The following is a 23,909-nucleotide window of genomic DNA, read 5'->3' as shown; positions in this document are numbered from 1 at the left end:
TTAGCACCCCACGGCGAGAGAGAAACGGAGTTGACGAATCCGGATCCAGAAACGCAAAAGCCCCGCTCCCAGCACGCCGTCGGAAGCGAGGCTCGAAGAGAAGCGGGCGTCAGGTCGCCTAGGTCGCGGGCGCGCCTTCATCGGGGTGGGAGGACCAGCGGCTGTCGCCGTGCTCGCCGGGTGCCGCATCACGGAGATCGGGACAGTGCCGAGCTCGGCGGCCGACGCCCAGACCATGCGCCAGGGCTGATCCCACTCGCACTGGGCAGTCCTGATTCGGGTGCGGTGCCGTAAAAGCCTGCCCCCGGTCAGCTCGGCGCTGGGCATGCTGGGGATGGGCAGGAGGAACGCGCTGGGGTAGAGACTGTCCTCGTTCGGGGCGCCAATCCCGGCGACGTAGAGGCCCCGGCGGGCGATGAACCCGTGGTCAGCCGCGTCGTCGGCGCAGGGGGGCCAGAGCAGTTTGACGGGATACACGCTGCCGTCGTCGCCCTCGCTGGTCTTGATCTCGTACAGGGCCATGGTGGTCGCGCGCTCACCCCCGCGAGGGCGTCGGCCAGGAGCGCAAGGACGTCGACACCGTGCCGGTCGGCGTAGCTGTCGTGGTCGCAGACGTGGAACACGGCGTCTTTCGCGGTGACGGTGCAGCCGGGAACCATGGCGGCCCCGCGGCCTTCCAGCTCGGTGTTGAGGCGGTCGGCGTCGCGGGAGGCGAGCCAGGTCTGGGTGTGGGGACCGAGGCGGAGCAGCGTGTCGCTGGTGCCGTCGCTGTGGCGGGCTTCGACGTGGACGCTGTAGTGGGCGGGGGCCATGCCGACGTCGTCGGGCAGGGGCAGGTCCGCGGCGGCGTGGGTGAGCATCGTGCAGGCCGGCTGCCAGGCGCCGAGATCGTGATTGTCTCGCAGCGCAGCCAGCCCTTGCCGGTGTAGCCGAGCTGGCGGCCGTGGAGGTAGGCCGCGGCGTGGCCGGTGTCGGGGTGGACCAGGGCGATGGCGATCATGGAGGTGCCGTGGTCGTCGCCGGGCCGGGGGTGAGCGCGCTCGATGAACGGGCCGATGCGCACGGCGACGTCCAGGGCCTGGCCGGGTGTCCAGGGCTCTGGGTCGCGTACGGCGGCGAGCATCGCGCGGGATTGGTCGACGACGGCCTGGTCCTCGGGGGTGAGGGCACCGGGGGCGTGGCTGCAGCGGCGGAAGCGACGGATCATCGGGCGGTCGCCTGCTCCTGGTTGGTGGTGCGGGGGCTGGCGGGCGTCTTGAGGACGCGCGGCAGATGGACGTGCAGGTACTCGACTTCGACCTCGCAGCCGCGGTCACGGAGTGCTAGGACCAGGAGTTCGGTAAGACCGCTGGCGCGGTGTCGGCCTCCCGTTCTCTCGCTCATTGCGAGTTGTTGCTTCCAATGAGCGACTCTGTCGGGAATCTTGAGGTTCGGGATCATTTACCCTGCCTCCACCACATTGGTCGGTGAACGGCTCGTTGGATCTGGCCGCCTGGCCCGTGGGCGGGCGGACGGCGGCGAGCCGGCTTCCCACAACGGTGGGAAACCGGCTCGCCGGGTGATGCTTCAGGTGGTTTTGGCGTGGGCCGGTCGGCGGGAGCGCACGATGAGGGCTGCCAGGGCGGCGGCCAGCAGTGTGAATGCTGCGGTGGTCAGGAATGCGGCGCGGGCTCCGGGGAACGAACCGGCCGGGGACGGCTCCGGCGGCGTAGACCGAGACGACGACGGCGAGTCCGATGGCGCCGCCCAGCTGCTGGACCGTCTGGAGCAGGCCGGAGGCCGATCCGGCGTGCCGCTGCTGGACCCCGCCCATCACCAGGGAGGCGGCCGGCATGAAGGTCAGTCCGGCCGAGATGCCGTTGATCAGCAGGTGGCCAAGGACCGCGCTGACGTAGCCGCTGGTCGTGTCGATGTTGCTGAGCCGGACGTGGCTGGCGGTCAGGCCGAGGGTGCCGGTGATCAGCAGCGGTGTCTGTCCGAAGCGGGCCACCAGCGTGGGGGCGGTGCGTGCCATGGCGAAGATGCCCAGCGTCATCGGCACGAACGCGGCCCCGGCGGCGATGGGGCCGAAGTGCAGTACCCGCTGGACGTACTGCACGACCAGGAAGAACGTCGCGATCTGGGAGCCGAAGACCAGGGTGGTGACGGCGAGAGCACCGAGGCGGCGTCGGTCGCGCAGCAGGGAGGGCACCAGCATCGGGTTGGTGACCCGGCGTTCGGTGCCGGCCAGGGCGGCCAGGAGCGCACCGCCGGCCGTGAGAGAGCCGATGGTCTGGGCGGAGGTCCAGCCGTGCTCGGGCGCGCCGGTCAGTGCCCAGACGATGGCCACGGCCGCGCCGGTGGCGCTCAGTGCGCCGATGAGGTCGAAGCGGCCGCGTTTGCGCGGGGTTTCGGTGACGAACCGTGGGGCGAGGGCGAGCAGGGCGATGCCGATGGGGACGCCGCGCGGCGGCTGCCCCGCTGTGGCGTGGCAGGCGATCGGGCGGACGAAGCCGGCGGGGTGGCGGCAGGGATGCGATGAGTTGTGGACATGGCGGGGTTCTGTTCTGGCCTTCGGGGGCCGACAGAGTGTGAGCGGTGTGCGGGGCGGCGCTCGCGCCTGGCCCCGACGGAGAGGGGTGATCGCGGGCGCCTGCGCGCCCGGCGGGATCGGGCCGGTCGAAGCCTGGCCCGGAAAAGGGGATGCCGGCGGGGTGGCGCGCGCCCGGGGGCTTGGTCGCCGGGCGCGCGTGCCACGGCTTGGCTGCTCAGACCTGGGCCATGCCGCCGTCGGCGAAGAGTTCGACGCCGGTGATGAAGCTGGAGGCGTCGCTGGAGAGGAAGGCTGCGGCCTTGCCCATCTCGCGGGGGTCGGCGATCCGCCCGGTGGGGTTGCCCTCGCCCATCTTCTGTACCGCGGCCGGGACGGCGTCGGCGCCCTGCGCCATGCCGAGGGCGCGTCGCAGGGACTCGGTGTCCACGGCGCCGGGGCTGAGGACGTTCATACGGATACCGGTGCCCTTGACGTCCTGGATCCAGGAGCGGATGAAGGCGCGGACCGCGGCCTTGGCGCCGCCGTACAGGCCCATGCCGGCCGGGGGCTGGATGGAGGCGGTCGAGCCGATGATGACGACCGTGCCGCCGGACGGCAGCAGCGGGATCGCCGGCTGGACGGTGAACAGGACGCCCTTGGCGTTGACGTTGAAGGTCCGCTCGAACTGCTCCTCGGTGATCGCGCCGAGCGGGGCGTGAGCGCCGATGCCGGCGTTGGCCACGACCGCGTCGAGGCGTCCGTACCGTGCGATGACCTCCTGGTACACCGCCTCCATGTCCGCGAGACGGGTGACGTCGGCGACGATGCCCGAGCAGTTCGCACCGACCGTGGCGACCGCATCGTCCAGCGGCTTCTGCTGCAGGTCGGTGATGACCACGCGGGCGCCCTGGTCCACGAACTCCTGGGCGATCCCCAGACCGACACCGGACGCGCCCCCGGTGACCACGGCGACCTTGCCTTCGAGCGGGAGACTCATCGTTTTCTCCTTGCGATGGGGTGCGCCCGCACCCTGCGGACCGCGGCAGGATGTGCTCTACACTCGAAAGTGGAGGCGTCGCCGCTTCCTTGACCATAAGCGGGGCCGCCTCCACTTAGCAAGATGTGGAGGCGCCTCCACTTAATCCCGATGAGGAAGGGACCCTCCCCTCCGTGACCACAGACACCGGGCGACCACTGCGGGCCGACGCGCGGCGCAACCGCGAGAAGATCCTTTCCGCGGCCGTACGCGTCTTCGCCGAAGAAGGGCTGGAGGCGCACCTCGAACGCATCGCCAAGGAAGCGGGCGTGGGCTCCGGCACGCTCTATCGCAACTTCCCCACCCGGGAGGCGCTGATCGAGGCCGCCTACCGCAACGAACTGAGCCGGCTGTGCGACGCCGCCCCCGATCTCCTGGCCGCCATGCCGCCACACGAGGCACTGCGCACCTGGATGGGGCGCTTCATCGACTACGCCACCGCGAAACTGGGGATGGCCGAGGCACTGCGCGCCGTCGTCGACTCCGGCGTCAACCCCTACGACCACAGCCGCGAGCTGATCATGAACGCCCTCACCTCGCTCATGGACGCCGCGACCGCAGCCGGGACCATCCGATCGGACATAAGCCCGGCCGTCATGTTCGCCGCTCTGACCGGCTTCGCCCTCGCCTCGGGAAAACCCGAGGAACGCGAACAGGCCGAACGCCTCCTCGACCTCACCCTGGACGGACTCAGGTACGGCACGGCGGACTGATGCCCCCGGAAGTGTCGGCAACGATTGTCTGCCGACACTCGCTACCGTGATCACCCATTCACACCAGAACCGCGACCCGCGACTTCACGATGCACACCGCTCAATGGCAATCGATCACGGTTCTGCCGTTACCGCGCTCAGGTGATGCTGGTGGGGAGGCTCCGGACGGGACTGTGCTGGGTGTTGTTGTCGGTGCGCCGGTCCAGCTCGGTGCGGAGTTCGTGGATGACCTGGGCATAGACGGCGACGCGCTCGCGAAGCCGGTCGTTGTCCTCCCGCAGGGCCTGGGCGGCGGCTTCGGCATCTACTGCGCGGGCGTGCAGATGCTGGAACGCGGGCGGAATGCCGTTCGCCTCGGACTTCCGGCGGACGAATTCTTCCTTCAGGTCGACGTGCTCGTGCGTGAGGACCCAGCGCTCGACGCCTGCCTCGGCGGCGAGTTGCAGCGTGGTGAGCGCCCCGGTGGACCGGGTTGGACGGCCGTCGAGCAGCCGCTGGATCGCTGCGGTGATGGCGTCGGGTTCGGCGTCGCGGTCAGTGGCCATCGTGGGGTTCTCCGGTGGAGTCGTGGGCGGTGACGATGCGTTCCAGGCGGTCGAGTTCGTGCTGTTCGCGGGCGTGCCGGAAGGCGGGCGCCAGCGGGTCGTCGACGAGCGGTCGTAGTCGCTCGATCTGGACGAGGACGTGTTCGATGTCGCGATCGGTCCGCGCGATGTCGACGCAGTTCGGGCGGCAGTCGTCGAGGTCGGGGGTGCGGCGGGTGCCGTCCTCCTCGCTCCGCGGGCGGCAGGCTGCTCGCTTCGGGTCCAGGACGCGGGTCATGCCCTTGCCGGGGAAGATCTGCAGGTCGGGGTTGGTGAGCATGGCGTTGGCGTGCCGCTTGGCGCGCAGGACTCTCCCGGCGAAGCGGGTGGCGGCCTGGACGCGGTGCCGGTAGGTCTCGGCTGCTGGGCCGCTGACCTGCTCGCCTTCGCGCAGGCGCTGGTGTGCGTCGGCGAAGGTGTCCAGCCGGGCAAGCCAGTCCTCGAAGGCGAGGCCGTCGGGGAAGCCCGAGGCGTAGTTTCCGGCGTAGCCGAGGGTCATCTGGACGCGGAGGTGCCCGTACTGGATGGCGGCGGCAACCAGGCCCCTCGGTCGGCGGACGATGAACCAGGCCAGGGTGTGGACATGGTTGAGAACTGACCGTTGACCGCTCCTCCGTCCTGTCCCCGATGGCGGTCGGCGGCATAGCACAGGATCTTGTGGCTTCTTGTTCAACGACGTGGGGCCCTGCTGTTGATGCTCGTGACGTTCGACGTCTCCTCTAGTGCCTTTTGAGTCGTTCGTTGCGCAGGGCAAGGTTCTGGATCTGGGCAGCAGCGAGGGCGAGTTGAGTGGTCAGCTCGCGGTTGTGTCGGCGGAGTATCGCGTTGCGGGCGACGAGTCTGTCGTGCGCGGTCGGGCTGCTGCGAGGGGTGGTGGGGGCGGCTCGGTGATCAGCGATCTCTTGTGCGATGTCGGGGTAGCGGCGGCGGAAGGTGGTGTTGGTCGGTCGAGGCGGCGGGCCAGCATGAGGACGCTGGGCTGCTTGTTGGTCTCGCGGCAAGTGTCCAGCACCTCCTGGAGGTGCTTGCGGACCAGGGCCTCGGGCAGGTCAGGGACGTTGCGGGTCATGCCGGAACGTCCTCCTGTCCGTTCGCCGTCAGGAACTCGACGATCTCGGCCCGTCGGCTCTCAAGGAGCTGGTGAAGGCGGGGTGGCAGCGACGGCCGCGAGGCGATGCGCTTGTCGATGCGGGCGATCTCGCGTTGCCAGGCGGTGATGTTCTCGGGGGTGAGCGTGACGTTGCGGCAGGTCAACGGCAGGCAGCCGCCGTGCGAGGGAAGTCCTTCGCTGTTGCCGCGGCGGGCTTTCTCGCAGAGGGCCTTGGCCGGATCGTTGACGCAGGTGATGTACTCGCCGGGATAGATCGCCGGGTCGTGACGCTTCATGATCCTTTTGCGGCGGTGTCTGTCCAGCGCGACCTGGCCCTGAAACTGCGCGCGCTTGCCGAAGTCTGTACGTCGACGGGCTGCCTCTTCGGCGGACGGGCCGGTCAGCCCCGCGTGCTGGTGGGAGTCGATCATTTCCATGTAGACCTCGCCCCAGGCGATGGCCTGCTCGCTTTCGACCTCGGCCCGGAAGCCGGAATCGCTGGCCCCCGCGTATCCTTCGAACATTTGGATTGATTGATGCCGATATTGCAGGGCCCCAGCGATGACTCCGCCGGGGTGTCGCGCAATGAACCAAGCCAGAGTTCGTCTGAAGACTCTCGTCTTGAGCCGGAGTGCACGGCCCTGGCCAGCTGCGATGGTGTCGGTGCGTCCCCGCTCCGTGCAGAGCTCGTTGACGAAGTCGGCGAAGAGATTGAGGTTCTGGTTGGTGGCGCCGACGCCGACGGCTCGATCAACGCCAGCCTTCTTCGGCTGGCCCGGTCCGTGGAGGAGGGCACCCATGAGGTAGTTCTGGCAGGCAGGCTGCAACTGCTCAAGCACCCGGATTGCACGGACGACGGGCTCGCAGACGGCCCATGTTGCCTCGACGCCTTCTGCGTCCTCTTCGCCCTTGAAGGCTCGGCTGCGTACTCGCCAGCGGTAGGCGTTGCCGTCCTCGTCGCGCTTGGCCTCCACGCAGCCGCGCTTGATGTGTTTGACCTCGCTGTCCCGCATGCCGCTGAGAAAGGCGATCACGATGTAGCAGGCGGACTGCAGATGGCGTGCGAGGGCAGCCAGGCTGGCTGGCAGCGTGTGATGGATGGTCACCGCCTTGATCCAGGGGCGGCTGTCCAGAGCACCTTGGATGGCTTCGTCGACGAAGGCGGCATCCGTAACGCCGACGGCAGCGGCGACTGCGTCGATGGCCTCGCGGCGTTTGTTGATCTCTCGGCGGTGGCATTTCAGCGTGGCGGCGAGGTGGCTGATGTTGATCTTGCCTTGAAAGCCGGGAAGGGGCCGTCGTGCCGCGAGGTGGTCATCAAGAAGCTGCTTCAGCCGTTCGTCGATCCGGTGGCTGGTCACTCGTCCCGTGCCAACGGCTCGGCTCTCGCGCCATCTGCGGTCCGCTTCGAGGATGTCCGGAGCGAAGTCGTCGATGAATCGCAGTGCCCAGACCAGCAAGGGACCCGGGACGTCTTCGGGGAGGCGGTCGGTCCCGTTCTCCCGACCACGTTGGGTTCGTTCCTCGCCCCATCCATCGAGATGCAGTGGATCGAATCGGAGCTGGTCATTCCCGAGGTGAATGCGCCAACGCCAGAGAAGTCGTACTGCGGCTCGCGCGGCTTCTCTGGCTCCGTCCCGGTGAGGGGGAGAGCGTCAGCAGGTGTCGGTTGTAGCGGTCCAGGTCGGCGGGCGAGATGGCCGACAGCTCGACTCGGTCGGCGGGCCATCGGGCGTCGAGCCAGGTCAGAAGGCGCTTCATTTCGCCGAAAGCGGTGCGGACCGAGGCGATCGCGGGGCAGTCCTCCCCTGGCGGCGATTCCAGTTCCGGACAGAACAGGGCATAGAACAAGCGCTTGGCGGCGGGGCGGAATCGCGCCGGGATCGTGGGGAAGTTGAGCACCACTGTCCGCTCCTGGACCTGGACGATCGCCGGCGCCAGACGCCAGACATCGTCGCTGAAGCGCGCGGTGTCCTCCAGGCGGCTGCCCGGCCGCAACGGGCGCCTTGCCAGGACGTAGGCGTCCGCGCTCTGCTGTGACGCGTCGTGGATGCCCGCGCTCATGAGGTTGTTCATGGCGTCTCCCAAGGTGCTTCGACGAGATCGAGGAGGGCGTCGGGGACCTGTTCCTTCTGTGCCTGGGCGACTTGTGCCGGGGTGAACTTGCCAAGGATGTCTCGGCGGACAGCGACCCAGACGAGGCCGTAGCGTCTCCACCACTCCTCCTCGCTTATCCGTTGCCGAAGACGTCCCAGGGCCTCGAGGAGAGCCAGCAGACGCGGTAGGTGCTCTTGGATGATCAAACAGTTGCCGCAGAGGAAGCAGAGCAGGAACGAGCCGCCGCAGGGCTTGCCGGTCTCCGGGTGATGCTGGAAGTCCCCGCAGGCACTCCAAGCCGTGTCGAGGTGCCCATGGGCCAGGTCATGCGCGGTTCCTGGAGCCAGGCCGGCTCCTGTCAGCTGGTCCGGTGTGCTGCCGCTCGGGATGACGGTGGGGCTGCCGCGGCGGCGGACGACCTCGGCATGCGCGTCCCGGGCGGCCCGCTCGGCGTCGGCGAGCGCGTCGGCCATCACGCCCTCCGCCCATTCACGGGTTGCCGGATCCGGCCGGAGGTAGTTGGTGTAGAGCACCTGGGCCGTGTTGCTCTTCGCCGAGGACGGCAGGTGGCCACCCAGCTGGCGGATCCGTCGGGCATCGACGCTGGTCTTGATGTTGTTGAAGGTCACCTGAAGCGGCATCTCGATGGAGGGGAGGGCGTTCTCTTGCCCCTTCGCCGACTCGGTCGGTGTAGGCGGGTCGGCCAGGACGGGTTTCGTGCACGTCGCCGCCCATGTGCTCAGCTGCAGCTGCCCGCCGGCCCGCAGGTCCGCGTCGAACGGTGCGTAGTGCTCGTGTCTCGTGCCCCTCGCGTGAACGCGGTGGCCGTTGCGCCACACGCAGAGCGCAGACGGTGAGCCGCAGAACGCCCGGCTGCGAGCCGTCAGTTCAAGCAGGAGGAGATAGAGACCGCCGGGTGTGTGCAGCTCGCGCCCTTTCGGGCCGATCTCCCAGGTCACGGTCTCGAACCAGCGGTCAGCTCCGCGGCGCCGCTTCACCAGGCGAACCTCGACCGCCCGGCCCTCAAGGAGCCGGTGACGGGCGGGCAATTCCTTGAGCGTCTCGCCGTTCCGTTCCGTCACGAGGGCGAGGAGAACCATCAACGGAGCCAGGTCGCTCCAGGTCAGGAACAGGCGGGCAGCGAGTTCACGCCGTTCCCGCCATCGATCAATCCCCGTGCCCGGGAGGACTTCCCCGGTCTCAGCCATGCCCGCAAGTACCTGGGCCAGCTGTTGCTGCTGTGGAGGGATGCCCTCGGACTCGTCCTGCTGTTGTCGGCGCACCAACTCCTCGCCGACGCGAATGCGCCGGACGATCCGGGTGGTGTCCGCCCGTGCAGCGGCAGTCAGTCGGTCCAGTTCGCCGGCCGAGCATCCGCCCTCCGGACTCGTCCTGGGCCCGGGAAGGCGCCTCGCGAGAGCGTCCCGAGCCTCCATGGGGATTTGGTCCCGGATCTTCTCCTGCCCGATCAACACCTGCAGTTCCGCCATGTCCCGCTGCCGCGTGCCCGCCGCAGAGTCCGTGCGGGTATGGAAAGCGTTGACGTGATAGCGCGTGAGTTGTGCCGGCACCACAGGCTGAGGGTCCAGCGAGGCCAGGAAGTACGTCCATCGCCGGAGGGGCAACCACCTGTTCTGGGCTCCGGAGAGGGTGCGAAGTCCGCCGCCAGGGCCGGTCCGCATCGCGAATGCCTCGGCGAGGAGGGGATGCCATCCGGGCAACGGCAGCTTGCCGACATCGAATGTGCCCCGTCGGCCGTCCTCGCCGTGAAAGTCGACGACGAGTCCCCCCGATCCCCCTTCGTGAACGAGGGCTGGGGCCTTGTAGTCCGCGGCTGGCAGAGCTGACCGGCGGCCCGGCCCGGTGCTGCCCCGGCCCTGGCGGGTCACGGCGTCGTCTCCTTCTCCTCGGGCAGGTCCTGTGGGGGCTTCTCGTCGCCCAGGGCCGCGGTCGGGGTGTCGCGGGGGTCCTCCCAGGTGTCGGGGACCAGGGCCATGCGGGTCTCCATCTCCAGTTCCTGCAGGGCGTGCAGATAGATCAAGGTCGACAGCTGCGAGGCGTGTCCGAGCCTGCGGCGGACCCAGTCCATGGGGTCGCCGAAGATCCGTTGGTAGTGCAGTCGCTGGGCCGGGTTCATGGCGCCGAGTGCGGCGATGTGCCCGCGCTGGAGCTGTTCGAGGGTGATGACGGCAAATGTGTGTCTCAGCAAGTGGGCGTGGGCAAAGAGGTCCAGTCCCTGCTCTTCGCACCGCTGGTTGGCCGTGGTGAACATGTCCTTCCATGCCGACAAGGTCAGCGGTATCCCGCTCTCGCCGAGCCAGAACCTCGCGGGCTCCAGGCCCTGTTCGGTGTCGACCAGTAGCCGCCGACGATCGCGCGGGCCGAGCAGCCGGACGTCGATCCTCTCGCTGCGGTGGATACCGCTCGTGTACTGGGCCAGGTGCGGCCTCTGCGGATCGGCGATCACGATCGGCCGTCGGATCTTGCGGTAGCGGCCTACATCGCGGGCCTCCTCGATGACGCACTGCCGGTCCTCGGCCGCGTAGGCCGTCAGGTCCCTCCGGACCGAGGCCGGCTCGTAGACCCATCGCGCGGAGTTCCGTTTCGCGATCGCCTTGGGCAGCCAGGACTTGCTGTAGCCGGCCGGGCCGGGTCCGGTCGGCACTTCCGTGATCAGGCGGCTGGCCTGCTCTTCCAGCCGCAGGCCGGTGCGGACCGTGGAGTCAGTGAAGGTCCCGTTGCGTGACGCCCACCGGCCGCGGAAGTTGTCCCGGGGCAGGCCCTCTCGGTCATAGCCGAGGACTCCCACGTCCCGCCATCGTCGGTAAGACGGTGCGGGAAGCCACTCGACCACCTCGCCACCTGTGTCGTGAGCGTAAGAGCTCGTAACAGGATCATGATGTTCGGTTCTTCAGGCGTCGCCAGCAGATGAGTCCGCACGCGAGTGAGGCAAGGGCGTCGTGCAGGTCCAGGCGTCGTTCCCATCGGACGCTGAGACGCTTGAACTGGTGGAGGAGGGCGAAGGTCTGCTCGACGACATAGCGGAGCTTGCCCAGGCCGTGGATGTCGGGTGAGCCTTTGCGGGAGATGACCGGCAGGATGCCGCGTTTCCGCAGCTCACGCCCGTTCGGGTTGCTGTCGTAGCCCTTGTCGCCAAGCAGGAATTCGGGGCGCTTGCGGGGACGGCCGGGCCGGCCGGCGACCGGCGGGATGCCGTCGACCAGGTCCAGGGTCTGCGTGACATCGTTGACGTTGGCCGCGGTGGTGATCACCTTGAACGGGGTGCCGTTACCGTCACAGATCAGGTGGTGTTTGCTGCCGGTCTTGCGGCAGTCGACCGGCGAGGGGCCCGTCGCCTCGCCCCCTTTTTCGCCCGCACATGGGAGGCATCCACGCAGACGCGCGACCAGTCCAGCTCTCCGGCCGCATTCAGCTCGGCCAGCAGCAGGCGGTGCAACGCGTCGAAGACGCCGGCCTCGTGCCAGCGGCCGAGCCGGCGCCAGCAGGTCTGGCCGGATCCGAAACCCAGCTCCAACGGCAGCTGCTGCCAGGTGATGTTGGAGTGCAGCACGTAGAGGATGCCTTGCAGACACCGCCGGTCATCCACCGGACGAGGACCCGGCGAACGCTTCGGCCACGGCGGCAGGACCGGCTCAATCAGCGCCCACAAGTCGTCGTCCACGATCCACGGCCTGGTACTCACACCCTCACGAACGGCCGAATCGTCGTACGAGTCACGCCCGACCAGCAACGCTGACCAAGATCCTGTTACGAGCTCTAAGTCGCTGGCACCGTCTCCCTGGTGTCCACCAGCTTCGAGCGACGCCTGTTTCCCTTCTGCTCGGCCTTCCCGTCACGTCGCGGCCGCTGCGGGATCGGCACTTCCGACACCCACTGCTTGCGCTTCGCGTAGACGTAGAACTGCTGCAGATGGGAGACCTCTTGGCTCCACGTGTCCCCGTCGACCCGAGGCCCGCGGGGATCAAAGCGCCGCCAGTAGTGGTAGGCCGTGTGATCGGCCTCGGTCGCGTCCCGCCAGTCCTTCCCGCCCCGGCTCTGATGCAGGAAGTTCAGCTTCCTGCAGAGGGCCGAGGCCCGGTTGATCTGACTGTTCAGCGGGCCCTCCAAGAGGTTCACCCGATGGAAGTACGAGTTCAGGTCCGTGTCGTAGACGAAGCGCGGCGACAACAGGTACAGCGTTCCATCAGGAATTCCCAGGTCATCGAGCCATAACTCCCACTCGTCTGAGGAAATCCGCAGATGCCAGGGCTGCGGCTCAGGCTGCGGCAGGTCCCGCGAGCTGTAGTGGACTGACCAGGCTTCTCGGATCAACACCTGCGGACCATATAGGTCCTGATCAATCGGGCGACTACCGGAAGTGCGTGGTGACCCCTGGGCTAGTCGAGCAGTGGCGGCGTCGCCCTTGTCAGCGGTGCCGTCTTCCTAACTAACGTGACAGCCAGTGCTCGGCATTCCACAACGAAACGGGGAATTTCCGGGCACCGAGTCGCGGCATGGCCGTGGCCCTGCTACGCCTGCACATGCAAGTGTGCGGCACCGGAGATACCTTGGTAGAAGCCTAGGAAGGCGGTCGGTACGTCAGAACCGCCGGACCTCTCTCTTGGGGCGGGTCGCCACGGCACACATTTGGTGGCGCATAGGAGTCACAATGAGTTTCAGCGAAGGCTATGAGAACCACGGAAAATCTCAGGCGCCTGAGGGGCTATCCACTTCGCAATGGTTTCCGCAAGCGGAAGAGTTGAATGAGAAGGCTGTTGCCGATCTCCAGGCGGGGTTGGCAGACGCCGTGAAGAAGCTGGATGAGCTCGAGGACCATCTTCTCAAGAATGCCCCCTCTGGCGGTCTGGTTAAGAGCGGTCGCGAAGACTCTATACCCGAAGGTTGGTTGACCAGCCCGGGTAGTCCACTTCACTCCATACAAGCAGCAAAGGGCTGGCTCCTCATGGCTGCCGAGGGGGACGTCTGCCTTGACGATTATCCCCACTCCTACTTTACCGAAGTCAGATCGGGAATATTCCGATGCGTAGATCATAACCCCAGCCACTGGAGACCTCCGGGATCGGACCCGACGTGACTACCATTGGACAGGTGCTCCGGGCGATCCGCGACCTAGTTATCGCACTCCTAGGGTTGACCTTGGCCATCGCCACACGTGCAGGTGGGAACTCCGCAAAGACTTCGTGGATTATTTGGGGCTGTTGGATCTTCATAGGTGCAGTTGCCTTGTGTATCTCGCACTGGTGTCTACCAAATGGCGACAATCGGCATGCCCGAAACCCGAAACTTGGACTGTGGGCTCTTGAAACGGAAGTGCTATTCCTGCACGCTCCAGCCGCCATCCTTTTGTTCACTGGTGCGTTCTACGGGCTCGGGCAATTGACGGCCAACCTCTCCGAGAACACAGAGAAGTACTGGTTTGGCGCGGCTAGCGGCTTCATATTGGCCGGGCTATCTGCAGCCATCATCAACCCAGGAAAGGACATCCACTGGGTGGAGAACCATGTAAAGAAGCGCCTAGGCAAGGCTTTCAAAAAGTATTTTGGACGCAGAGACGATCACGGTACGCTGCTGCGAAAAACTGTCCATTCACGATGGCAACCAGATGGAATAGAGAGCCATGCCCTAGACTTGAAGAACTACGACGATCAAAGCGGGCGCAGAGTTTCAGGCTGGAGATGGAAATATCGACGATATCGATGCGAGACGCTGATTGCCGGACTCAGCAAGAGCGTCATTCCCGAGCAGGGCATACCAGCACCAGCACCCAAGGGAAGTGAATGAGACGGCGGCCCAGGAACTCAGAGCCTGGCAGGCCACTTTGCCGTAGGGACAGGATCTCCTTCCCGTCCCGCGCTCAGAACCAACGAATGTTCCCCCAGCGGCGGTGCGCCCGGTGTCGCAGGCATCACCGGAGCCCAATGCACCGATGGAACCAAATCCCAAGCAGTGATTCCGATCTCTGGGTTTCGCACGCGGAAGCCCCCCATGTAGAAACTCCAAGGCCGGGACGTGCGCACCCAGGCGGAGAAATGAGCAATGGCCGCCAGAATTTCAAAATTCGTCAAGCCCTCGCTTCCGTTGCCCCGCTCGGCCGGCCTCTGAGTAGCGCCCATGTCCAGGGTGACGACACTAAGATGGTTGGGAACGAAGGTTGCCTGATCCGCAAGTCGGAGATGCTCGACGTCGGTCTGAATCTCATCGAATCTCCGCGTGTTTTCGTATATGTCGGCGATCACCCGCCACCACGCATCAAACGTCAGGCTTGGTGACGCGAGTGAGGCCGTGACTACCTTGGCACGTCTGAGCTGCTGCGGCTCGTTATGACCGAGATTAAGATCCGCGATCTCACCTTCGCTAAAGCCCCAACCGTATTTCTCATTCCAGGCCCTAACATTCGCAACCTGAGTCGCCAGCGGGGTCAGGAGGTTGTTGGCGTTCTCCATGGATATCCCTTTCTCGGCCAGCAGAAAGCTCTGCCAGGCAACCTCACCACCCGCCAGAATGCGAATAACCGTCACCATCAGTCACCACACACCAGCTGGTGGCCCACCGAGCCGGGCCAGGTGGCCTACTACCGTAAATCGCACGGGTCGCATCCGCGTTACAGGATGGTCAGTGACCGAGCGTGCACAAGCCAGGGTGCGGCGCAGGCGAGCGGAGTAGATGACCGGGTGGGCCGGGTCGGGCGGGATGCGGTCACTGCGGCAGTGCTCGGTGCAGTAGGTCTCGACCCAGGCCAGGAACTCGGCGATGTCGTGGTTGATGCGGGTCTCCGACCGGGAGCCGCCGACGCGGCTGCGCAGGATGGTCGCGGCCGTCGCGGCCGTCGCGGCCGTCGCGGCCGTCGCGGCCGTCGCGGCCGTCGCGGCCGTCGCGGCCGTCGGTGAACAACGTCGCCGGGAACAGCCAGGTGCTCTCGTGTGCAGCCGTTCCAGGAAGGCGACGGCGGTGGCGACGACCTCCGTGACGACCCACGGATCGGCCCGGATCTCGCCCTCGGGCATCTTGTCGCCGGTATCGTCGCGGACACCTTTCCAGTGTCTGCCGCGCAGGAGGACCAGGCCGTGGGCGTGGTCTCGTTCGACGCAGCCGCGTTCCAGACTGAGGACTTCCCCTGCCCGCATCGCCGACATGTAGCTGATCACGATGAAGCAGGCCGTGCTCAGGTGCCGGGCCAGGAAACCGGCCTCGGTGTAGTCGATAGCCCCGTCGTGCCAGGGCCGGCCGTCCAGCCGCCCGGTGACCGGCGCGTCCAGCGGCGCGCCGTCGATGACGGGCAGTGCCATCTCGGCGAAGACGGCGCGGTTGCTGGGGGCGTTCAGCGCGCCGCGGGCCGTGTCGAGCACCTTTCCCAGATGCGAGAGGTTGACCCGGAGCGTGCCGTCGTCGCTCAGCAGGACGCGCAGCTCGTCGGTCAGGCGCCCTTCGGGCGCCGCGGTAGGGGAATGGCCCGGCCCATGCAGCTGCGGCCGCTGCGCTCGCTGAGCACGGGGTATTCGTCGAAGGCGGCGGTGATGACCTCGGCGAAGGTCTCGATGAACCGCAGGGCCCAGACCAGCAGCGCCGACATCGTCTCGGGATGGATGCGGGGTGTCCGGTTCTCTTCGCGGATGGCAGGCCGCTGCTGGAGGCGTCGAAAACACCGAGCCGCCCGCGCTACCGCCGGCTCCGGTGGCGCGGCCTCCCCTCTCGGCTATCGCGCGGGGAAGAGGTATCGCCGCCGTCGGTGGGCTTGCCCAGGGGCGCTGATCTGCGGGATCACCCGGTGTCTGTCCGGCTCGGAGGGCTCCCACCTTCGATCAGACCCTCGGTCCCCCGCTGGAGGCAACCCTCCAGCCCCCTGTGGAGCCCCCGTCCGATGCATCCCTCCGTCGGGCCGGGATGCGCCGACCGGGGGCCGGACAGGTGATCGCCAGACCTGGGGCGTGCCTGGGCGGCCGGGTGGCCGGTTGAGTGCCCGGTACTCATGCCACTTTCACCACGGTGGGACTTCAGCCACCTCGACGTCGTGGTGGATGGCTGCTGTCGGGTCGAGCGGGCCCGCGATGCGGTGCAGGGCGATGGTCCGTGTCCGGTGGTGCGCCCGCTCGTAGCGGGTGCGGCGCTCGGGTGTCAGGTGGGGGTCGGCCAGTGCGGTGGGCAGGGCGAGGGCGCGGACGGGGCCGGTCAGGTCGATGAGTGTGGGAATGAAGCCCAGGTTCCCGACCCGCCAGGAGCCGTCGGTCCGGACGAACCGGAACCAGGACAGCAGGCCCTCCTCGGTGGTGCCTCGTGGAATGTGGTGCCGGGCAAGGAGATTGCCGTGGCCGTAAACGATCCAGGTGTCGTTGATCCGGTCGAATGGCTGGACCGCGTGGGCGTGGTGGCCTAGGATCACGTCGATCTGGGAACCGGCCGTCAGTTCCACGGCCCGGGCGAGCTGGCGCGGGCTGGGTTCGTGCCGGTGCTCCCGCCCCCAGTGCATGCTGAGGATCACCACTTCGGCGCCTGCGCGGCGAGCCTGGCGGGCCTCGTCGATGACGCGTTCACTGATCGGGTTGGCCAGCCACGGTTTGTCCGCCGGCAGGCGTCGGCCGCCGAAGCCGTAGGTGTAGGACAGGTGTGCGACCGGCACGCCGGTGACGTCGATGATGTTCGGCCGGTCCGCCTCGGTCCGGCTGCGTGCCGAGCCGGTGTGCCGCAGGCCGGCCGCGTCCAGGGCGTCCAGGGTCCGGCGCACCCCTGCCTCGCCCTGGTCGAGCGTGTGGTTGGAGGCCGTCGAGCAGCTGTGGAAGCCCACGTCCGCCAAGGCTGTGGCGATCTGCGGCGGGGCGGCGAAACTCGGGAAGCCCGTGAACGGTCCCTCGACCGGGGCGAGAGGTGTCTCCAGGTGGCAGATCGCCAGATCGGCCCGGGACACCGCGGGCGTCAACCCGGCCAGCATCGGACCGAAATCGAGCGCCTGGTCACCGGCCACCGAGGCATCCCGGGCGGCCTGCTCGATCAGCGGAGGATGGATCAGAACATCGCCACCAGCGATCACCGTGAAGGACACGCCCCCATAATCACCCGGCGCTCTTCATCTCCACTGCGACTTTTCGGGGCGTACCGAAGGCCCGGGGGCTGGCGGGCAGGGATCTACTGGGCCGCCTTTGGCGGGGGCTCGTGGAAGGCTCGTGCGCCGTCGAGGACCGGGTCGGAGGAGCCAGCGCTCCGCACCGGCAGCTGGAGACTCTCGCCGAGCATCTGGGCCGCGCCCCACGGGTGAGGCCCCGTCAGCAACAGCCCGTCGCGGAGGACGTCCCCGGCCAGCTCCGGCGGAGTCCCTTCCAGCACTACGACGGCCAGATCGACCAGGCGCCCGTAATCGGGCCGGAGGACCTCACGGATCTCCTCCCGTGTGAGCCGGACTTCCTTCGGCAAGCCGGTCATCACGTCCTTGCCGTACACCATCAGCTGCCGCTCGTCGGCGTATCGCGTCACTGAGCCGGTCGCGGTACGGATCTCGCGCGCGGCCATACCCACGACCAGTGCCATCGACTCCAGCGCAGTGACCAGGACGAGTCTGGCCGGCGCGGGCACAACCGCCGCCGCTGGGCTGAACAGCAAGAAGATCGCGCAGCTGCTCCCCTGCCGGCGCGACATTGACGGCGCCCCGAGCGGGAACGCCACGCCACAGCTGGTCGACGGATTCACCGTGGAACGGGACCGCATCAATCGCATGGTCCTCGACCTGATCAGCTCCCGCGACGTCCTGGACGAGGTCATCGCCACGGCATCGGCCGGAGTGCACGCCTCCGCCGTCTTCCGCGCCCACGCGGCCGGGCCCGGCCCCGATTTCTGATCTTTGCGATCGGGCCACCCCCATCGGGATACCTCATGCCACCGGGGTACATCCCTCAGCGACATCACCATCCCCCGGACCGCAGAGATCAGTAGCAGCGTTCCCCGGGGCGGAAGGCCCCGGCCTTCCGCATCTCGCCCGCACCCGCTGACTACTGAACCTTGCTGCGGCACAGCTCCTGGTCCATGAGCCGGCTCATGGCCTGCTGGGTGTGCTTGTCTCCGTCGCCGGTGACCAGTACCACGGCGGTCCGGGTCGCGTCCGGTGTGGCACCGACCTGGGTGCGGTAGCCGGACACTGCGCCCACGTGCGTGAAGTAGCTGCCGCCGCAGTGCAGCGGGAGCTTGGCCAGCCCGAGTCCGTAGCCCGCGCCCGCGCCCAGTTCCGGCGCGGGCACAGTGGTCGTCATCTCGCCGAGTTGCGCCGGAGCCAGCAGACGGCCGTCGAGCAGCGCGGCGTAGAACCGGCTCAGGTCGTGCGCACTGCTGATGATCGATCCTGAGGCACCGACCGCACTCGGGTTGAACTCCGTGACGTCGAGGGTGGTGCCGGTACCGAAAGCGCGGTAGCCGTGGGCGTGCGGGCCCGGGATGGACGGGGAGGTGCCGGGCGTACTGGTCTTCGTCAGCCCCAGCGGGCCGATGATCCGGGCGTTCACCTCATCTGCCCAGCTCCGGCCGGTGACCTTCCTGATGATCATCCCGGCGAGAATGTAGTTGGTGTTGGAGTACGACCAGGTGCCCGGACGTTTGCCGGCCGGGTGCCGCATCGCCAGCGCCACCAGCTCCTGTGGGGTGTAGGTGCGCAACCGTTCGGCCCGGTAACCGGCGGCACTGTTCAAGGCGGGGATGTCGCCCAGAACGTCGGGGATGGCGCTGCTGTGTTGCAGCAACTGCCGGACGGTGACCCGCCGGCCGTCGTGGCCGTTGCCCTGGACCACTCCGGGCAGCCAGTGCTCGACGGTGTCGTCGAGGGACAGCCGCCCCTCACCCACGAGTTGCAGCACGACCGTGGCGGTGAAGGTCTTGGTGGCGCTGCCGATCCGGAATCTGCCGTCCCACGGTACCGGCCGTCCGGTGCCCAGCTCGGCCGTCCCGGCGCGCGCCGGGTGACGTGTGCCTGATGATCTCACCTCGGCGAGCACCCCGACGGTCCCGGTGCCGTGAATCGCGTTCACCGCCTGCTGGAGGAAACCGGCCGGTCGTGGCCTCGCCGTCGCCGGCCCGGCCATCGCGGCCAGGAGCACCGCGGCGAGACCGGTCGGGAGGAACAGACCCCGCCGGCGTCTTGCGAACACGTGCATGGTGATCCCCCAGTTCTGGGTGGGTCGTCTGCGTTCAGGGACCGCTCCGGCTGTGGCCCGCGGCGGCTTCCCCCGCTCAGGAGCCGGTGGTCGGCGTCCATCCCATCAGTGGAAGAGCGAACCGGCCCATCCGGCCCTCCCCCGGACGAACCGGTGGCCGCCCTCAGGCGGCGCCTGTGGTAAACCCCCGTACGGAGACCGAGGTTCTGCCCCAGCCGACCGAGAGAACGTGGCCGCGACAACCGCCAGCCGCTCGACAACGTCGCTGAGCTCGCCACACTGGCTCGCACCCGCCGCGAGCGGAGGCGGAGGCAGTACCAACACGGCCTGCCCGACGGATTCATCGCCAAGACGCAGGGCACCCGGACCAGGGGGTCCGCCGCGGGTCGCCCGTCCGAGACGACACCCGGCCAACGGGCCCGACTGGCCCCTTGCGCTCCCGGTTTGTCTCCTCCGGGCCGGGGAGAAAGCGCCGGCCGCTGCCACAGACCCGAGCCCGGATCCTCGGAGAACGTCACCGTGATCGACGTGGAGACCATCCTGTGAGGAGATCCGTATGTCGTACCCGGTCCCGCCCCGTACGCCACTCACCCCTGAGCAGGTGGAGCGCGCCTTCGGCTACATCCTGGCCCTGCAGACGGGCGGCGGGGCCGCCATCTTCGACCGCGCGGACGCCGAGCCCGAGATGGCGTTCCTGCTCCTGCGGCTGAGATCGTGTTCGAGAAATGGGTGACGAGCACCACGGGGCTGGACGAACGCACCGGGCGCAGCAGAGATACGTACTGCACCCCTGAGTCGGCGGGGGCGTGCGGTTCATGTGGCCGAAGCATTGCTGGACGGTTGACGCCCGCCCTGCCAGCTTCGAGGTTACGGGAGAACCGGCTATCGGGGGTGCTGGAAATGCTGGTGACGGAGTTCAGCACGGGGCTCGTGGAAGTGTCGGAGCGGTTTGCGCTTTGGGAGGAGACCACGGCACGGTCGCATTTGCGCAATTGGCTGCGCAGTGACGACCAAGCGGACTTCCGGGCCAGAATGCGCGTTCTGGACCTGGGGGAGGTGCAGGTATCCATGCTGACCTACCCGCACCTGGGGATCATGCGGACTGCGAAACTGATACGGCAGAGCGACCCAGAGGTATACCAGGTCAACTACCTCCTTCGCGGGAAGGGGGTTGTCTCCCTGGCCGGAGGTGAGGCCGCGCTGTGTTCCGGTGACCTGGTGGTGATGGACAGCAGTAGCCCCTACCGAGGCGATGTTCAGGCTGACCCGGGTAGCTGGTCGCATGTGACCGTGCAGATCCCTCGTCGGCTGCTGCCGCTGCCTGAGAAGTCGGTGCAGGAACTGCTCGGGGTCCCGATGAGCGGCCGCTGCGGCATGGGCGGGATGTTTACCCGCTGGCTGACCGACCTCAATACACGTGCCACGGAGTTCACCGCAGCCGACATCCCCACTCTTGCCTCGGTCACTCTGGACCTCTTGACGTCCGTCATCGCCCGGTGCGGAGGGACTGAGGCAGTGTCGAGTCCGGAGGGCCACAGGATCGTCCTGCGCGCCCGGATCAACGCGTTCGTCGAACAGCACCTCGCCGACCCGGCCATCACTCCCCAGTCGATCGCGGACGCCCACCACATCTCGCTGCGTCACCTGCAGCAGCTGCTCGCTGAGGACGATGTCTCGCCGGCAGCCTGGATACGCCACCGCCGCCTGGAGCAATGCCGCCGAGATCTGGCCGATCCCCGCCTGAACGCCCGCCCGATCCAGGCCATCGCCGCCCGATGGGGCTTCACCGACCCCGCGCACTTCAGCCGCCTCTTCCGGACCGCCTACGGAGTACCGCCACGGGATTACAGGAACCTGCGGTTCAAGGAGTGCGCGAATCATCAAAAGCCTTGCGCGAATCGACAAGGCCAAGGTGCTGACCCACCCAGCATCCTGGGATTCCGGACAGCCGGACGGCCCTCAGCCGCGTCGTCCGACCGAACTCCGCAGTCGGGTATCTGATCCCAAGGAGTGAGCAACTTGATGACCTTTCGCCGGATCGGCCGCTTCACCGCCCTCGGCGTCACGAGCGCGGCCATGCTGATGTCAATGTCCACGAACGCACACGCCGCCACGTTAATCCGTTTCAGCGGCAACGACTGCGCCATGGCGCAGATGAACTACACCGCCATTCGGGAGCAGGGCAGCAGCAACTACTACATCACTGTTCGCTATGCCTACATTCACTGGCCCAATGCCGATGCAGGCTGCGGCCCCCTCGGAGAACCTTATTCCGGGGTTCTGCAGTGGAAAGGGGTCAGAAACGGTCAACCGTTCGACTGGAAAGCGATGCCAGGAGGCTACATGCGAACGGATGGCCAGTCGATCCCCGACCTCAGCGGTGGCGGCTACCAGGACGTCAGATTCCGTGTCTGCAACTGGAACACCAACACTGGTTACGTGGGGACCTGCGGTAGCAGTTGAATTGAATGCGCGACGGGCGCCGCATCGCGCACAGCACACGCTGTGCCGGGAACCTTTCACAAACACCGCCAGCATGCGAGTAAGTATGCACACGTGGGCATCCACAACGTCTACGGCTGGTTCTACTGAGGAAACTTCACTGCCTCTTGCCGAGAAGCTGTTGGGGAGCCCTGTCTCTATGTCTGGCGCGGTGTCCCGGCGAGAGCCGAGACACCGCTTGTGCAGGGGCGAAGGTCAGCCATGGGAGGCTTTGGAGCAACCATGGAACCTGCCGTTCCCTGCTGGGCCGCGGCAGCATACAGCGCCTGGGGACCCTGTCGATCGCCGTGTTCGGTGACCTGTGTCAGTCCGGAGCTGCGGGTGATCTCCGCTGTTCACCGGGGCAGCGGGCAGGCTCTGGACAGGGCCGGTCGGGTCGTCGATGGTCGCTGTCCCGGAAGGACCGAATACTGCTGGCGATGCACTGCCGCACGAGCCCGTCCATGCCGGGGCTCACCCCCACCCCTCGGGTGTCAACAGCTTGCCACCCCGGCGTAAATACCGAAGATTCCTTCGTAGGTATAGAGCCTGCTGCCTCTCGGGGGAATCACGTAGCAGGGGCTGTCAGGCGCCCAATCGACAAGGACGCGCACCCTAGCAGTGGTAGAGGAGCAAACATTCGTCAGAAGGACACTGAAGCCTTCCGGGTCCTCGTGGTGGTACGCCGAGATACAGGGAACTGCGATAGCCGTGGGCCTGGCCGCGGCAGCTCCGGCAGTCTCCCCGAACGTCGCTGCCTGCGCGGGCACGGCAAGGCCGCCGAGCGTCAACCCTGCGACCATAGCAACGACAGAGAATATCTGACGAACAGGCATGGGTTTCCTCCTGGAATGAATGGCTTCGCGCAATGTGCGCGCAATTCTGCGTCGGATGAACCACAGGCGGTTCAATGTCCAGGATGCAGGGGGCTTCAGCACACTGGCCTTGTCAGTCCGCGCAAGGCTTTTGACTATGCGCGCACGTCTTGAACCGCAGGTTCCCAGGGTCCGTCTTCAAAAATCATGGCTGCCCCGCAAGTTTCCGCCGGCCCCCGCAGCTCGGCACGCGCTACGCCAGCCTCCTCACGGGGAGTTGGCCTCCGCACGCGGAATGGTTAGGCAGGCCGCCGCCCGGCCTGCGTCCCTGGAGTTCGGCATAGGGTTGTCCAGCACATGAGCGGTGAGGGGTACGTCCAGGCAGCGGCCATGGTCAAAAGCCGCGTGGCCGCAACGGTTTCCGGGTTCGTCTCCGGACAGCTCCCCGAAGATGCCGCCTATGGCGCGCGATCAACCGGGAGGCCGAAATCATACAGACGGTGACGCCTGTAGAGCTCGCGGTCCTTAAAACGAGGACATCGTCTTCCCCGTCACCGCCGTCCCGGACGACGCCGACCCGTGCGCCGACTCCGTTGCCCTGGACGAAATCGGCTGCGTCCTGCTGACCGCGCTGCGGGACTGGGCCTGCGACTCCCCCACCACGGCGGCGCCCGGCACCGCCCGCAGCATCATCCGCTTCGTCGTCAGCGTCATCCAGGACCCCGACCACACTGACACCGACGACACCCTGGAGACGATGCGCGACGAACACCTGGAGCGGTCCGAGCAGTGCACTCCGGGGGCCGGCGCGCACCGGGCCGACGCGCCCTGCGGGGCGGTAGGGTCCTGGGTCAGGCGCACCGTGTGTGCGCTCCCCTCCACGAGGAGCCTCCGCGCGATCGGGCTTCTCGCCCAGGGGGTCCGATCCGAGCCTCCTCCGGCGCGGCCGTCGGCAATGGCCGCAGCCCGTTGGAGAGGAGCGCGCGGTGGCGCGTCACCGCAAGGAACCTCTACGCGAACGCATCGCCGCGGTGATCCGCGCGTTCTGGAGGTGGATGCGGGGCCGGTGACTAGGACTTGTCCGGCCGATCATGTGCGGAGCCAGATGACGAGGGCTGCGGCGGTCGCGGTCCCGAGGAAGACGTAGCCGCGCTTGTCGTAGCGGGTGGCCGCTGCTCTGGCGTGCTTGAGCCGGTTGATCGCCCGTTCGACGGTGTTGCGTTTCTTGTACCGCTCTTCGTCGAAGCCAGGTGGCCGTCCGCCGCGGGATCCTTTGCGCAGGCGGGCGGCCTGGCTGCCGGTCTTCTCCGGGATCGTGTGCCGGATGCCCCGGCGCCGCAGATACTCGCGGCATGGGCCGTTGCTGTAGGCCTTGTCCGCCGCGAGGCTGTCAGGCTTCCTGCCCGGCCCGTTCCGCGGGACGCGGATCTTGTC

27 protein-coding genes are annotated in these 23,909 nt (G+C 67.4%); 8 read left to right on the top strand and 19 right to left on the bottom strand.

Going from position 1 to position 23,909, the window contains the following annotated elements:
- Nucleotides 1-522, bottom strand: a complete 522-nt coding sequence (locus LE181_RS25665) for a hypothetical protein (RefSeq protein ID WP_225663869.1) — start codon at nt 520-522, stop codon at nt 1-3.
- 80 nt (nt 523-602) lie between these two features.
- Between LE181_RS25665 and LE181_RS25660 the strand changes: the two genes are divergently transcribed.
- Complete coding sequence (locus tag LE181_RS25660) at nt 603-929, top strand: hypothetical protein (RefSeq protein ID WP_225663868.1); 327 nt, start codon at nt 603-605, stop codon at nt 927-929.
- A gap of 383 nt (nt 930-1,312) precedes the next feature.
- Here LE181_RS25660 and LE181_RS25655 read toward each other — a convergent pair whose 3' ends face one another.
- Nucleotides 1,313-2,428: an MFS transporter gene (locus LE181_RS25655; RefSeq protein ID WP_225663871.1), complete on the bottom strand. Its 1,116-nt coding sequence runs from the start codon at nt 2,426-2,428 to the stop codon at nt 1,313-1,315.
- A gap of 319 nt (nt 2,429-2,747) precedes the next feature.
- On the bottom strand, nt 2,748-3,509 hold the full coding sequence (locus LE181_RS25650; RefSeq protein ID WP_225663867.1) for an SDR family NAD(P)-dependent oxidoreductase: 762 nt from the start codon (nt 3,507-3,509) through the stop codon (nt 2,748-2,750).
- 173 nt (nt 3,510-3,682) lie between these two features.
- Between LE181_RS25650 and LE181_RS25645 the strand changes: the two genes are divergently transcribed.
- On the top strand, nt 3,683-4,261 hold the full coding sequence (locus tag LE181_RS25645) for a TetR/AcrR family transcriptional regulator (RefSeq protein WP_225663866.1): 579 nt from the start codon (nt 3,683-3,685) through the stop codon (nt 4,259-4,261).
- A 137-nt stretch (nt 4,262-4,398) separates the two neighbouring features.
- On the opposite strand, the gene LE181_RS25640 is transcribed toward LE181_RS25645, so the two are convergent.
- The 8 genes from LE181_RS25640 to LE181_RS25605 form a co-directional block, all read right to left on the bottom strand.
- Complete coding sequence (locus tag LE181_RS25640) at nt 4,399-4,806, bottom strand: hypothetical protein (protein WP_225663865.1); 408 nt, start codon at nt 4,804-4,806, stop codon at nt 4,399-4,401.
- On the bottom strand, nt 4,796-5,344 hold the full coding sequence (locus LE181_RS25635; RefSeq protein ID WP_225663864.1) for a hypothetical protein: 549 nt from the start codon (nt 5,342-5,344) through the stop codon (nt 4,796-4,798). Before LE181_RS25635 ends, LE181_RS25640 begins: the two co-directional genes overlap by 11 nt.
- Nucleotides 5,345-5,910: 566 nt before the next feature.
- Nucleotides 5,911-7,395 carry a hypothetical protein gene (locus tag LE181_RS25630; RefSeq protein WP_225663863.1) on the bottom strand — a complete coding sequence of 495 codons (1,485 nt, stop codon included), beginning with the start codon at nt 7,393-7,395 and terminating at the stop codon, nt 5,911-5,913.
- Between the two features lie 106 nt (nt 7,396-7,501).
- On the bottom strand, nt 7,502-8,011 hold the full coding sequence (locus LE181_RS25625; protein WP_225663862.1) for a hypothetical protein: 510 nt from the start codon (nt 8,009-8,011) through the stop codon (nt 7,502-7,504).
- Nucleotides 8,008-9,921, bottom strand: coding sequence for a hypothetical protein (locus LE181_RS25620; protein WP_225663861.1), 1,914 nt, complete (start codon nt 9,919-9,921; stop codon nt 8,008-8,010). The genes LE181_RS25625 and LE181_RS25620 overlap by 4 nt, the downstream gene beginning before the upstream one ends.
- Nucleotides 9,918-10,841, bottom strand: a complete 924-nt coding sequence (locus tag LE181_RS25615; protein WP_225663860.1) for a site-specific integrase — start codon at nt 10,839-10,841, stop codon at nt 9,918-9,920. The genes LE181_RS25620 and LE181_RS25615 overlap by 4 nt, the downstream gene beginning before the upstream one ends.
- A gap of 85 nt (nt 10,842-10,926) precedes the next feature.
- A protein-coding gene (locus tag LE181_RS25610) for an IS5 family transposase (RefSeq protein WP_225663859.1) occupies nt 10,927-11,735 on the bottom strand; the annotation gives its coding sequence in 2 pieces (ribosomal slippage) (nt 10,927-11,415 and nt 11,418-11,735; 807 coding nt in all).
- Nucleotides 11,736-11,809: 74 nt separating this feature from the next.
- Nucleotides 11,810-12,367, bottom strand: a complete 558-nt coding sequence (locus tag LE181_RS25605) for a hypothetical protein (RefSeq protein ID WP_225663858.1) — start codon at nt 12,365-12,367, stop codon at nt 11,810-11,812.
- Between the two features lie 334 nt (nt 12,368-12,701).
- Here LE181_RS25605 and LE181_RS25600 point away from each other — a divergent pair, with 334 nt between their 5' ends.
- Nucleotides 12,702-13,127: a hypothetical protein gene (locus tag LE181_RS25600; protein WP_225663857.1), complete on the top strand. Its 426-nt coding sequence runs from the start codon at nt 12,702-12,704 to the stop codon at nt 13,125-13,127.
- Nucleotides 13,128-13,141: 14 nt separating this feature from the next.
- A complete protein-coding gene (locus tag LE181_RS25595; RefSeq protein ID WP_225663856.1) occupies nt 13,142-13,834 on the top strand; it encodes a hypothetical protein in 693 nt (230 codons plus the stop codon).
- Between the two features lie 17 nt (nt 13,835-13,851).
- Here LE181_RS25595 and LE181_RS25590 read toward each other — a convergent pair whose 3' ends face one another.
- From LE181_RS25590 to LE181_RS25570, 5 genes are all read right to left on the bottom strand, one after another.
- Complete coding sequence (locus tag LE181_RS25590; RefSeq protein WP_225663855.1) at nt 13,852-14,574, bottom strand: hypothetical protein; 723 nt, start codon at nt 14,572-14,574, stop codon at nt 13,852-13,854.
- 3 nt (nt 14,575-14,577) lie between these two features.
- Nucleotides 14,578-15,399, bottom strand: a complete 822-nt coding sequence (locus LE181_RS25585; protein ID WP_225663854.1) for a hypothetical protein — start codon at nt 15,397-15,399, stop codon at nt 14,578-14,580.
- Between the two features lie 68 nt (nt 15,400-15,467).
- Nucleotides 15,468-15,623 carry a hypothetical protein gene (locus LE181_RS25580; protein WP_225663853.1) on the bottom strand — a complete coding sequence of 52 codons (156 nt, stop codon included), beginning with the start codon at nt 15,621-15,623 and terminating at the stop codon, nt 15,468-15,470.
- A 405-nt stretch (nt 15,624-16,028) separates the two neighbouring features.
- Nucleotides 16,029-17,087, bottom strand: coding sequence for a CapA family protein (locus tag LE181_RS25575; RefSeq protein ID WP_225663852.1), 1,059 nt, complete (start codon nt 17,085-17,087; stop codon nt 16,029-16,031).
- An 83-nt stretch (nt 17,088-17,170) separates the two neighbouring features.
- Entirely contained in the window at nt 17,171-17,569 is a 399-nt protein-coding gene (locus LE181_RS25570) for a rod shape-determining protein (protein WP_225663851.1), read from the bottom strand.
- Between the two features lie 13 nt (nt 17,570-17,582).
- Here LE181_RS25570 and LE181_RS25565 point away from each other — a divergent pair, with 13 nt between their 5' ends.
- A complete protein-coding gene (locus LE181_RS25565) occupies nt 17,583-17,876 on the top strand; it encodes a MerR family transcriptional regulator (RefSeq protein WP_372458496.1) in 294 nt (97 codons plus the stop codon).
- A gap of 151 nt (nt 17,877-18,027) precedes the next feature.
- On the opposite strand, the gene LE181_RS25560 is transcribed toward LE181_RS25565, so the two are convergent.
- Nucleotides 18,028-19,179, bottom strand: a complete 1,152-nt coding sequence (locus LE181_RS25560) for a serine hydrolase domain-containing protein (protein ID WP_225663850.1) — start codon at nt 19,177-19,179, stop codon at nt 18,028-18,030.
- A 556-nt stretch (nt 19,180-19,735) separates the two neighbouring features.
- On the opposite strand from LE181_RS25560, the gene LE181_RS25555 reads away from it, so the two are divergent.
- The 3 genes from LE181_RS25555 (at nt 19,736) to LE181_RS25545 (ending at nt 21,642) form a co-directional block, all read left to right on the top strand.
- Nucleotides 19,736-19,912 (top strand): hypothetical protein, encoded by a 177-nt coding sequence (locus LE181_RS25555; RefSeq protein WP_225663849.1) that lies wholly within the window; start codon nt 19,736-19,738, stop codon nt 19,910-19,912.
- A 167-nt stretch (nt 19,913-20,079) separates the two neighbouring features.
- Nucleotides 20,080-21,180: an AraC-like ligand-binding domain-containing protein gene (locus LE181_RS25550; protein WP_225663870.1), complete on the top strand. Its 1,101-nt coding sequence runs from the start codon at nt 20,080-20,082 to the stop codon at nt 21,178-21,180.
- 21 nt (nt 21,181-21,201) lie between these two features.
- A complete protein-coding gene (locus LE181_RS25545) occupies nt 21,202-21,642 on the top strand; it encodes a hypothetical protein (protein ID WP_225663848.1) in 441 nt (146 codons plus the stop codon).
- Between the two features lie 512 nt (nt 21,643-22,154).
- Here the strand turns inward: LE181_RS25545 and LE181_RS32770 are convergent.
- Nucleotides 22,155-22,463: an alpha-amylase inhibitor gene (locus LE181_RS32770; RefSeq protein ID WP_505016589.1), complete on the bottom strand. Its 309-nt coding sequence runs from the start codon at nt 22,461-22,463 to the stop codon at nt 22,155-22,157.
- Nucleotides 22,464-23,564: 1,101 nt separating this feature from the next.
- A partial coding sequence (locus tag LE181_RS25540; protein ID WP_225663847.1) for a transposase occupies nt 23,565-23,909 on the bottom strand: 345 nt, incomplete at its 5' end.

It is taken from the genome of Streptomyces sichuanensis, from assembly GCF_020328095.1.
Lineage (GTDB): Bacteria > Actinomycetota > Actinomycetes > Streptomycetales > Streptomycetaceae > Streptomyces > Streptomyces cinnamoneus.
The sequence above is the reverse complement of the archived record's forward strand: the minus strand, read 5'-3'. Positions and strand labels throughout refer to the sequence as shown.

Bases quoted from the DNA above. Each gene is read 5' to 3' on its own strand.
- LE181_RS25560 (WP_225663850.1), bottom strand. From the start codon at position 19,179: ATGCACGTGTTCGCAAGACGCCGGCGGGGTCTGTTCCTCCCGACCGGT.
- LE181_RS25640 (WP_225663865.1), bottom strand. From the start codon at position 4,806: ATGGCCACTGACCGCGACGCCGAACCCGACGCCATCACCGCAGCGATC.
- LE181_RS25665 (WP_225663869.1), bottom strand. From the start codon at position 522: ATGGCCCTGTACGAGATCAAGACCAGCGAGGGCGACGACGGCAGCGTG.
- LE181_RS25590 (WP_225663855.1), bottom strand. From the start codon at position 14,574: ATGGTGACGGTTATTCGCATTCTGGCGGGTGGTGAGGTTGCCTGGCAG.
- LE181_RS25570 (WP_225663851.1), bottom strand. From the start codon at position 17,569: ATGGCACTGGTCGTGGGTATGGCCGCGCGCGAGATCCGTACCGCGACC.
- LE181_RS25555 (WP_225663849.1), top strand. From the start codon at position 19,736: ATGTCGTACCCGGTCCCGCCCCGTACGCCACTCACCCCTGAGCAGGTG.
- LE181_RS25625 (WP_225663862.1), bottom strand. From the start codon at position 8,011: ATGAACAACCTCATGAGCGCGGGCATCCACGACGCGTCACAGCAGAGC.
- LE181_RS25580 (WP_225663853.1), bottom strand. From the start codon at position 15,623: ATGTCGGCGCTGCTGGTCTGGGCCCTGCGGTTCATCGAGACCTTCGCC.
- LE181_RS32770 (WP_505016589.1), bottom strand. From the start codon at position 22,463: ATGGTCGCAGGGTTGACGCTCGGCGGCCTTGCCGTGCCCGCGCAGGCA.
- LE181_RS25635 (WP_225663864.1), bottom strand. From the start codon at position 5,344: ATGACCCTCGGCTACGCCGGAAACTACGCCTCGGGCTTCCCCGACGGC.
- LE181_RS25600 (WP_225663857.1), top strand. From the start codon at position 12,702: ATGAGTTTCAGCGAAGGCTATGAGAACCACGGAAAATCTCAGGCGCCT.
- LE181_RS25545 (WP_225663848.1), top strand. From the start codon at position 21,202: ATGACCTTTCGCCGGATCGGCCGCTTCACCGCCCTCGGCGTCACGAGC.
- LE181_RS25550 (WP_225663870.1), top strand. From the start codon at position 20,080: ATGCTGGTGACGGAGTTCAGCACGGGGCTCGTGGAAGTGTCGGAGCGG.
- LE181_RS25650 (WP_225663867.1), bottom strand. From the start codon at position 3,509: ATGAGTCTCCCGCTCGAAGGCAAGGTCGCCGTGGTCACCGGGGGCGCG.